Annotated in this window: 5 protein-coding genes; all 5 read right to left on the bottom strand. The window is 38.1% G+C overall.

All coding sequences use genetic code 11. The features are described 5' to 3' along the window. Positions 1 to 72: 72 nt before the first annotated feature. Entirely contained in the window at positions 73 to 423 is a 351-nt protein-coding gene (rplS, locus tag ACQR30_RS15020; RefSeq protein WP_429736559.1) for a 50S ribosomal protein L19, read from the bottom strand. Between the two features lie 80 nt (positions 424 to 503). Continuing rightward, the gene (locus ACQR30_RS15025; protein WP_429736561.1) at positions 504 to 800 is read right to left on the bottom strand and encodes a hypothetical protein; all 297 of its coding nucleotides are present in this window, start codon (positions 798 to 800) and stop codon (positions 504 to 506) included. Between the two features lie 130 nt (positions 801 to 930). Next, positions 931 to 1,404 (bottom strand): peptide-methionine (R)-S-oxide reductase MsrB, encoded by a 474-nt coding sequence (gene msrB / locus ACQR30_RS15030; RefSeq protein WP_429736563.1) that lies wholly within the window; start codon positions 1,402 to 1,404, stop codon positions 931 to 933. Positions 1,405 to 1,456: 52 nt separating this feature from the next. Next, positions 1,457 to 2,110: a hypothetical protein gene (locus ACQR30_RS15035; RefSeq protein ID WP_429736565.1), complete on the bottom strand. Its 654-nt coding sequence runs from the start codon at positions 2,108 to 2,110 to the stop codon at positions 1,457 to 1,459. Between the two features lie 24 nt (positions 2,111 to 2,134). Then, positions 2,135 to 2,473 (bottom strand): arginine deiminase-related protein (locus tag ACQR30_RS15040; protein ID WP_429736567.1); only part of this gene is annotated, 339 nt, incomplete at its 5' end.

Here is a 2,473-nt window from a genome sequence, read left to right on the forward strand (position 1 = left end):
AAAAAGCCTCTTTGGATATTCCAACGAGGCTTTTTCTTGTTTTTATGTTCCCCCTTCAGGGGGTTAGGGGGCTTATACTCTTTTTGATTTGATACGGGCTGCTGTACCGGTAAGGGCACGCAGGTAATAAAGTTTAGCACGACGTACTTTACCCACTTTATTTAAAACAATAGAATCGATATTGGGAGAAGAGATGGGGAATGTTCTTTCAACGCCTACGCTGTTAGAGATTTTACGCACTGTAAAAGTTGCAGTTGCACCATTTCCTTGCATTTTCAATACATCGCCACGGAAGCTTTGGATACGTTCCTTGCCACCTTCTACAATTTTATAGTTCACGGAAACATTGTCACCAGCTTTGAATTTTGGAAATTCTTTAACCGCTGTCAATTGCTCTTGCACATATTTAACTGCTATGTTCATAACTTAAAATTTTTAAGGACTGCAAAGGTATGTTTTAAACGGTTATTTTTCAAAATTATTTTTTACTGATGGGTTTTTGGTTATTTTTTTACGAAAGTAAAATAGGGTGCATACCGTTTACTCAATTGCATTTGATGACCATCTAAGCGGATGATGGTATTTTTTGAGACTTGTTTATAATATTCCACCGGCTTTTTTCCGGAAAAAGTTACTTCGATAATCTTCGATCTTAATTTTTTCCAGTGGCCTAGCGATGTTTTATCTTCTACCCGCTGTGACGTAAACGTGACTTTTTTTATAAAGCGGTATTCAGGAGTGAAGGTAATGGTTTCTTTCCTGCCGTTTTTATACAGGATTGTCTCCTTTCTTCCTCTCATTGAATAAAGGTCCCGGGAAAAATCGGTAACTGCGCTGTAACTGCCACAGAATTTAGTACTCGTGAACACGCAACCCGTGGCAAACAGTAATACAATTACTGCGGATGATAGCCGGGTTATACGCACAAATTTATTTGTTATTGTCGGCATCATATTGCTTGGCAGCGGCCTGTGCTTTCTCAAAATCTAAAATTACTCCATTAATGCAATAGCGCAAACCGGTAGGAGGAGGTCCATCTTCAAACACATGACCTAGATGAGAATGGCATCGACCGCATTGTACTTCAGTGCGTTGCATACCAAAAGTTGTATCCTTTAAATAAACAATAGCATCTTTTGTAACCGGTTCAAAAAAACTAGGCCAGCCACAACTACTGGCAAATTTTGCATCACTTTGGAATAGAGCATTTCCGCATACGGCGCAATAATAATTCCCCACTTCATCAAACTTGTTGTATTTGCTGGTGAATGGTCTTTCTGTTCCTTTTTCGCGGGCAATATTATACAACTCCTTCGGCAACAGCTCTTTCCATTCCGGGTTTGTTTTTTCTACTTTTTGCGAATCGGTTCTTGAATAATAAGGTTGTTCGTTCTTCTCTTCCATTGGTTTACTTTTTAATAAGGTTTTAAGACTTGGAAAGACGCTCCTGGATAACCTATTGATACTGATATTGACGTATTTGGTTTCTGGGAACATCTATAAACCACAATAAGGTGTCACACTCATTATGCGCTGCCTGTTCTGAAAAAAGCATCACTGCTTCTGTACTGCTCAGCCATTTCACATCTATTATTTTCGTAGAAGGGCCGGCAAATAATAATTGAGACTGCCGCTGTTCCTTTACATTTATCAATGAAACTTTTGTATCCGGATCACTACCTTCCAGTCGTGTGTTGCCACTGTCGTCTTTTATCGCCATCGAACCGTAGGAACCAAAATCAATGATAAAATTGCTATCCAGGGACCAACGTAAAACACTTTGATAGTTTTTATAAAAATCTTTTGCGGGTTTGAACAGGGTAGAATCTGATAACGTATCTATTTCTTGGATGGATTTATAGCTAAAGTTTTTCCAATCTGCTTTATTGTTCTTAAGTGTACTTTTTAACCACTGCTGCGTATTAATTTTAAAAATATGCTCGCCATCTTCTAAAGAGAAATCGTGAATCAGCTGCACAGAATCTTCTGTGTTTACCGCTAAGCTGTCCGTTGAGCCTGAAGATTGCTTTTCGTTATTTTTAGATTTGCAACTTTGTACTAAAAGCACTACCGCTAAACAGATTGTCCATAATTGTACTTTTCGTTTCATTTGTCAGATTAAATTTATGAAAACTTATTTTTCTAAAAATATTTCTGCTACCATGCACCTGGCACTTCCACCACCTAAAGTTTCGATTGTATTGATGCTGATAGGTAATAATTCGGTGTGAAATGCCAAAATTTCTTTTTGTTCCTTATCCAATGCGTCAAAAGCGGATTGGCTTAAAATGGTGTATTTTTTGCCTTTCTTATTTTTTACTTGCATCATATTGCCTACAAAATGTCTGACCTGCTTTTGTGTGATAGGGATAATTTCGTGGCCCGATTCGGTCAATTGCTGAGCGACATATATTTGTTCTGTTTTGTTCTTTATAGAATCTAAACAGACCACCGCGTAGCTCTCACCGATATG

The sequence above is a fragment of the Arachidicoccus sp. genome, assembly GCF_050436765.1.
Classification (GTDB): domain Bacteria; phylum Bacteroidota; class Bacteroidia; order Chitinophagales; family Chitinophagaceae; genus Arachidicoccus.